Genomic DNA, 7903 nt, shown 5'->3' with positions numbered 1-7903 from the left:
ATTTTAGTACCTGCGAGGGGCTTGCTGAGATTATTTTTATTGAGTTTGGGTGGATGGCGGAGTGAGAGGACGAGGTTACTACCCTGATATCTGAGCCTGTAACCCCACTGTTGTTTTGATTTGAGGTTAAATACATATTGGACTACGCCAGGGCTGGTTTGCTTCCAATCTAGCCGCGACACGGTGGGGTTATCATTGAAGCGGATAATATCAGTTTGGGCAGTAGTGTTGTAGAGCGTCAGCGTGAGGGTAGTAGTACCTTGTTCGAGTGTTACGGGGACGGGTACTTGCAGCGGGATAATCACATCGGTAGCGCCCTCGCGCTCTTTACTCATCAGGCTTTTGACGATCGTGTTAGGCGGTGTGGTGACACCAGTTGTTATCTGTACTTGCTCCGCCAAGATCCAGCCGCCATAATCGAGCCGTACCCAATTAGCTGGCTTGCCATTATTATTCCCCGTCTGACGCGCGGTAATCGCTGCCTTGGTGCCCTTGGGTAAAGGTGTCAGCCGACTAAAATCAGAACCTGCACCCGTGCGCGTAATTCCCCCTTCGACTGTGACTTCGGCGATGTCTAGATTTAAGGGCGACAAAATCTGCACTTTACCAGGAGCAGTTTGAGAGACGGTAGTCGGTGGGTTGCCTACTTCTAGTTTATAGGTTGGATTGCCCAAATCGGCAGCGGCTGAAGCGATCGCGCAGCCCAAATACTGCCCCGCACCATACATGGCTTGAGGTTGATTGCGATCGATTAACGCTGCTTTATTGTCAGGTAAATCGACACCATTGCCCTGCTCTTGCAGCTTAATATCTTGCCCACCGATGTTGACATTGACTTTGGCTTTAGCTGGTGCCTTCGCGCCAAAACAAACTAGTTCCCCAGGCATCCGCGCCATGTCTCCTTGCGGTTCGAGGGAATTGGGTGCAAAGTTATTTTTAGGTGTCTCGGTAGGCAATGCTGCCGATCGCGTGACGACAATTGTTTTAGACTGCCCTTTATAATCAATCTCAAAGGTATTTTTCCCCACCTTGAGATTGAAGACAGAAGCAAAATGCCCCCGTTGACTGCGGGGAACGGGTTTATTATTTACCGATACGTTGCCTTCGCTCGGCGCACTCCCAATCAAGAAGATTCGATCGCTTGCTGTTTGATAATCGGCGGGGGGAAAGGATACATACAGCTTGGGCGTGACGATTTGCGCCACTACTAATGGTGTCACTGCCACTGAGAGGGTAATACCGCCTAAAATCCCTAAATGCGAATACTTGCCGAGCATGGTGTTTGGGTTAGTTATCCGATCTTAAAATCCCAGCAACCGAATCGATAGCAAATCGAATCTACTTGGCTGAGTGTTTATACTTAATAATTGTTACGAATTATAGCATCTCTGCGATCGTGGAGATCGTCCGCGATTGCTGTAGGATTCCAATTCGATCGAGTCGGTAATAAACATCAATCGCTCGTGCCATCAAACCCCCTTTCCCCTTTCCCCCTTCGCGATAACTGCTGGAGTGCCACCCTAGATATCGATCGCCAAACCGTCGATACTCTTATAATTTTTTTGGAGTTGATATGCTCTGACACCATCGTTACCTTTATTACGTGCCCAATCAGTTAAAGTCGTGCGTTCCGTTTGGAGTTCGTAGATCGGTACTCCATAACCACAAGATGTTTGGACTGACTCGATCTGCAACAAAATTATTTGCCGTTTGCCAGGTAGATCTTTAAAGTTAGTAATTAAATTTTCCCATGCGGCTGTATCGGGGCGAATTACGCTCCCCGTACCGTACAACCTGAGAATTAATGGTCGATCGGTAAAACTGCAAAACATCATCGTCATTCGCCCATTTTGAGATATATGAGCGGCTGTTTCATTGCCACTACCAGTCAGATCTAAATAGGCAACCCGATCGAAATCCAAACACCGCAAAGTATCGATCCCTTTGGGCGATAGATTGATGCGTCCTTCGATCGGGGCTGTCGCTGTAAAGAACAGTTGCTGCTGTCCGATAAATTCACACAATTGCGCGTCGAGTCGCGGATAAAATTTAGCCATCATTATTAAAACTAGATCAGCTCAAATTCTAAACAGTTCGATCGCGCTTGTAAAGATCGCTTAACTTCAGTTGTGGTGGGAACCACTCGCAGAGGAGCCGCCGACAGCGAGGACGGGTGCTAAGGGTAAAGTTAAGTAAACTGTAATCTCGTCCTGACCCTCGACTAACAAGCCATCGCTCGAACTACTAGACATCAAAAATAAGCCATCATAAAGTTCCACAATTTTCTTGACAACTTTCAAGCCGATCGCCAATTCTTCCTCTTCAGTTCCAGCCGGATTAAATTGAAGTAGCTTTGACATCTCGACATCCAAGTCGTTGCCTTGAGCCAGAGACCGACAACTGGATATCGACAGATGAAAAGCGTTGTCGATATTTTCACCATTAATTTTTAAACTCAGATAGGTCGCAGAGTTACTGAAAATGCGATCGAATAACTCATCAACTATCCACTGAAAATGCTCCGAGCTAACTGCTAAATTAGTAGCAGCGATCTCGCAATCGAAATCAATCGGACTGGGGAATGATTCAAATCTAGCGATTGCACTTTGTTCGACGATCGATTTGGGCGTACAGTTGTCTTGTCGATCGGTCGCTGGAGTTTCTAGTGTTAGCTGTAAATAAAACCAAAACTTCTTAGTTAATTTTCGCAATTGCCCGACAGCGCGATCGCTAGCTGCCAAAATCTCAAGTTTGGTATCTAAATCTAGGTGGTCGATATTCTGAGTTAAATGCTCGATATTAGCGGAAATAGTATCCAGCGGTGCATTAAATTCATGGGGAAAACCGACAGCTAAATCTAATCTAATTTCATTGATATTGTTAGCTAAAGAATGAATATTATTGCGTTGCAGCTTGGAAAAAGATTGAATCCGATCGTGTTGTTTTTTAATCCGCACCATTGAGTTAACCCGAGCGCGCAATTCCAGACCATTAACGGGCTTATTGACAAAATCATCGGCACCAGCAGCCAAACACCGCGCTAAGTCTTCTTTACTAGCTAAAGCCGTCACCATAATAATCGGCACGGCTTGCCATTGAGACATCAGCTTGAGTCGCCGACATACTTCAAAGCCATCGATACCGGGCATCATCACATCTAACAAAATCACATCAGGATCGAATTTGTCTAGACCGGAAAGCGCATCTTCACCACAATTAGCATAGTACAATTTGTAACTTTCGCTAGGAAGTAATGCTTCGATTACATCGAAGTTATCTGGTTCATCGTCAACGATTAGGATGGAATAGCTACTCATCGTGAATTACTTAGTTGAATATCTCCTCAGAATGCCCATTTTGCTACCCAAATTAACGACAATTTTGCGGGCATTCTAAAAGTAGGTGTTGGGAAAAATATTTGTTTGTCGGTACGGAGATCGCCTGCTAACTAGCTACTACCGTACCGATCGAAATTCTAGCTAATGTCACAAGCCGCCCAGGACAGCATACTTACCAAAAATAATGCTCGAATCGATTCCGTCAACGCAGTCCGAATTAATGTCGGCGATCGTCCGTCATCCGCTCGTAGTAACCCCTGGCACGACGGCGATCGAGGCGATCGATGCCCTTTACTGCCGCCAAGCCCCACAGTCTTACTCAGACGATCGATCCCATCTTCAGGCGCAAGAAGCTAGCTGCATTCTCATCGTCGATGGCGATCGACTCGTCGGGATTTTGACGGCGCGAGATATCGTCCGACTTACCGTCCAACGGCGAGATCTGGAAAATTTAACCATCGGTGCGGTGATGACAGCCGATCTAGTTACCCTCCGAGCGGCTGACTTTACCGATGTAGCTGCGGCGATCGCTCTCCTCAACTGCCATCAGATCGACCACCTACCCGTGGTAGACGATCGCGATGGGTTGGTTGGGCTATTAACCGCTACCAGCCTCCAGCAGCACCTCACAGCCGCTCTGGTCGCCCAGGTTTCCGAGTTAGAAGCAGCTCAAGCCGAATTGTTTGAGAATCATACCCTCGATCTCGAAGCCTCCGAGCAATTTCTCCAAACTGTGTTCGACACTTTCCCCCTATCGGTATTTTGGAAGGATCGCCAATTGCGGTTTTTGGGCTGCAACGAAAACTTTGCCCGAGATGCCAATCTAACTTCCGCGACCCAAATCGTGGGTAAAACCGACTACGATTTGCCGTGGGGCGCGATCGAAGGCGATGCTTACCGCGCTGACGATCGCCAAGTCATCGACTCTGGTATCGCCAAATTAGGGATTATCGAACGACAGACACGGGCAGATGGTAGCGCGATCTGGGTGGAAACCAATAAAGTACCACTCCGGAATCGTCAAGGTAAGACACTTGGCGTCCTAGGGACTTATCAAGACATCACCGAGCGCAAACAATCTCAAACCCAGCTACATCAAATATCCGAGCGGCTGTCACTATCGCTCAAGTCTGGCGCGATCGGCTGTTGGGAATGGGATATTGCCAAAGATTGTCTGATTTGGGACGAGCGGATGTATGAATTATACGGGCGAACCAGAACCTGTCCGAGTGCCGAGTGCCCAGAAGCTTATGCCACTTGGCTCGCCAGTGTCCATCCCGACGATCGCGCCGATACTGAAGACAAGCTCGCACAAGCGCTCCTCGGACAAGCTGAATACGATACCGAATATCGCGTCATCCATCCCGATGGCAGCATCCATTTTATTAAAGCTTACGGCGTAGTCCAACGCGACGATCGCGGTCAGCCGTATAGTACGATCGGGATTAACTTTGATATCAGCGCGGCTAAACGCGAGGAAGCCAACCACCGCCAAACCGAGCAAACGATCCGTCAACAAGCCGAACGCGAATTTGTCTTACGCGAAATTACCCAACGCATCCGTAAATCGCTAGATCTGCCGACTGTATTCGCGACTGCCGTCCGGGAGATCCGCCAAGTTATCGAAACCGATCGGGTGGGGATCTTCAAATTCTATCTCGACAGCGACTTTGATGAAGGCGAATTCGTGGCGGAGTCGGTTGGCAATGGCTTTGAATCGATCTTGGGTGCGAGAATTCACGATCCAGGCTTTGGCAACCAGTTGGCACGATATTACCAAAAAGGTCGGATCAATATTGTCGAAGATATCCATGCCGCCGAATTGCTAGATTCGGAAGTGCGGGTGTTAAACCAGTTTCAAGTCCGCGCTAATCTGGTCGTCCCATTATTTCAAGGTACCGAATTATGGGGCTTACTGTGTATCCATCATTGTGCGGCACCGCGCTGCTGGCAAGAAGTTGAGATTAATTTGATCGAGCATATTGCCGAACAGATCGGCATTGCCATTCAACAAGCCACCCTCTATGCCAAAGTCCAGTCAGAACTGGCAATTCGCTGGCAAGCCGAAGAAGCGATCGCCCTCCAACTGCGCCAGCAGCGCACCCTCGGCGCGATCGCCCACCAAATTCGCAATTCACTCAAAATCGAAGATATTCTCGCCACTGCTACCGCCCAAGTGCGCGAATTGATGATGGTCGATCGAGTCACCATCTTTCGAGTCTTGCCCAATCTCAGCATTCGGGCGGTCGAAGAAGTTGTCATGCCCGACTACCTCAGTCTAGTAGCGACAAATTGGGAGCGCGCGCCATTTAGTAAGGAAGAACTAGAATTTTATCTCCTCGGTCAACCGCGCCCGATCGTCGATATCAATGACGATCTGTGGTCGTTACAGATCCACCAATCCGTTGGCATGAATGAGGTTAAGTCCAAAATTGTCGCACCGATTTTACTGCGTACCGACAATCGCACTCAGCGCCCGCGCCATCCCCGCCAGCCGCAAGTCAGACTCTGGGGCTTAATTAGCGTCCATGCGTGCGCTACCCAGCGACACTGGCAAGATGCCGAAGCTCAACTACTCCAACAAATTGCCGACCAACTGGCGATCGCGATTCAGCAGGCAATTTTGTTCGAGCAATTGCAGCAAGAATTGACCGAGCGCCAACAAGCCGAAACTCAGTTACGGCAGAGCAACCACCAGTTAGCCGTTTCCAACCAAGAACTCGCCCGTGCGACCCGACTCAAGGATGAGTTCTTAGCCAGCATGAGTCACGAACTCCGCACCCCCCTGAATGCCATTTTGGGGATGTCGGAAGGATTGCAAGATGAAGCTTTTGGCACCCTCAACGATCGGCAACAGAAATCTCTCGCCACGATTTCCAAAAGTGGTACACACCTGCTCGCACTCATCAATGACATTCTCGATCTATCCAAGATCGAAGCTAACAAGTTCCAGCTCGAAATCGCCGAAGTCTCGATCGCGACCCTCTGCCAGAATAGTCTCATTTTGGTCAAAGAACTCGCCCACAAAAAGCAAATTCGACTCACTACCCAACTCCCCGAAGCCCTCAAACACATCAAGATCCAGGTGGACGATCGCCGCTGTCGGCAAGTCCTCATCAATCTCCTCAGCAATGCCGTCAAATTTACGCCCGCAGGTGGCAGTATTACCCTCGACGTGCGACTGACCGAGCGGGGACTGACACCGCCCGCAAGTGCCCCTACCACACCAGCCCCCTGGCAGATCGTGTTCTCGATTATCGATACTGGCATCGGCATTGCCCCCGAAAATATCCCCAAACTCTTCCAATCCTTCGTCCAAATCGATAGTAGCCTCAGTCGTCAATATGCTGGCACTGGACTGGGACTGGCACTAGTCAAACGGATTGTCGAAATGCACGGGGGAACTGTCTCCGTCCAAAGTCAAGTCGATCGCGGCAGTTGTTTTACCGTTTCCTTGCCATTTCATCCTAGCGCTGAGACGGCGGTGCCACCAGCAGTGCCGCCGCTAGTCTATCCCCTTACTACTGAGCCAGCACCATTAGCGCCTCCCGCCGTCACACTCAAAGCGTCGATCCTCGTGGTCGAAGATAACGACGCCAATATGGAAACCATGACGGGTTATTTGGAGAGTCGCGGCTATCGCCCGATCGAAGCCAGCACCGGACGCATGGCAATCGAGATCGCCCAGTCCCAACATCCCGATGTGATTTTGATGGACATTCAGATGCCAGACCTCGACGGCTACGCCGCGATCGGTCAACTCCGGCAAATTCCCGAGTGTGCCAAGATGCCGATTATTGCCCTCACGGCTCTAGCCATGCCGCTCGATCGTCAAAAATGCCTCGATGCTGGTGCCGATCGCTACATGACTAAGCCTGTGAAACTAAGTCAGTTAGTTGCCACGATCGAACAGTTAATACATAGTACTTGATAAGTTACAAAATTCATTGCTTCACTTATCTGCCAATGCGCCCGGACAAAATTATTTTTTATTCGACCGAATTTTTGTGACTATTGTTACATTATTTTTTTAAATTCTGCTTTTTAGTTATTGCTTATCAAAATATTTGTTACCTTATATACTCGCATATACGTGCGTGTATGTATTTCAATTTTTAGTATAAGTTAGATATTTTGAGTATTAACTAGCCGCTAAATTTATATGCACCTTATCCCATAGCTTGCTCTTGCAAACACTTTCAGTGATTGAGATTAATTATTAATCTTAAATTTTAACTCTGTCAAAGTTCATGGTTTGGATGTAGCAAAAATAACAATCGCAACGATTCATGTATTCTTGTGCTAGGATTTAACCAAAGTATTTTATGTAGACAATAAAAACTACTATTTTAAATATTGGGGTTTATCATGACTAGTTCTGAGAATAAGTATAAAGCACTAAACCAACCCGATACATCTGCAAATTCATTAGTAAATTCAACTTTACCTGGAGCAGATCGAGGAGCGATCGAGCGATTTTCACAAGCTGGATTCGACCCCGAAAAATTAGTACCCGCACCGACATATGTAGAATGTGGCATCGAAAAACTGACCGCCCTGTGTCA

Annotated in this window: 5 protein-coding genes; 2 read left to right on the top strand and 3 right to left on the bottom strand. The window is 48.2% G+C overall.

The features are described 5' to 3' along the window. The 3 genes from RMO35_RS15135 to RMO35_RS15125 form a co-directional block, all read right to left on the bottom strand. The coding region (locus RMO35_RS15135; RefSeq protein WP_309742158.1) for an N-acetylmuramoyl-L-alanine amidase at positions 1–1277 on the bottom strand (1277 nt) is incomplete at its 3' end. Between the two features lie 243 nt (positions 1278–1520). Continuing rightward, positions 1521–2057 carry a pyridoxamine 5'-phosphate oxidase family protein gene (locus RMO35_RS15130; RefSeq protein ID WP_396135101.1) on the bottom strand — a complete coding sequence of 179 codons (537 nt, stop codon included), beginning with the start codon at positions 2055–2057 and terminating at the stop codon, positions 1521–1523. Between the two features lie 66 nt (positions 2058–2123). Further along, on the bottom strand, positions 2124–3317 hold the full coding sequence (locus RMO35_RS15125) for a response regulator (protein WP_309742156.1): 1194 nt from the start codon (positions 3315–3317) through the stop codon (positions 2124–2126). Positions 3318–3522: 205 nt separating this feature from the next. Here RMO35_RS15125 and RMO35_RS15120 point away from each other — a divergent pair, with 205 nt between their 5' ends. Together RMO35_RS15120 and RMO35_RS15115 are read left to right on the top strand one after the other, a co-directional pair. Beyond that, positions 3523–7269, top strand: a complete 3747-nt coding sequence (locus RMO35_RS15120; RefSeq protein ID WP_309742155.1) for a GAF domain-containing protein — start codon at positions 3523–3525, stop codon at positions 7267–7269. A 437-nt stretch (positions 7270–7706) separates the two neighbouring features. Continuing rightward, on the top strand, positions 7707–7903 hold a 197-nt coding region (locus RMO35_RS15115; RefSeq protein ID WP_309742154.1), incomplete at its 3' end, for a hypothetical protein.

Source organism: Chamaesiphon sp. OTE_20_metabat_361 (genome assembly GCF_031364565.1).
Note: the sequence above shows the minus strand (reverse complement) of the source record. Positions and strands in the feature narration are given on the sequence as shown.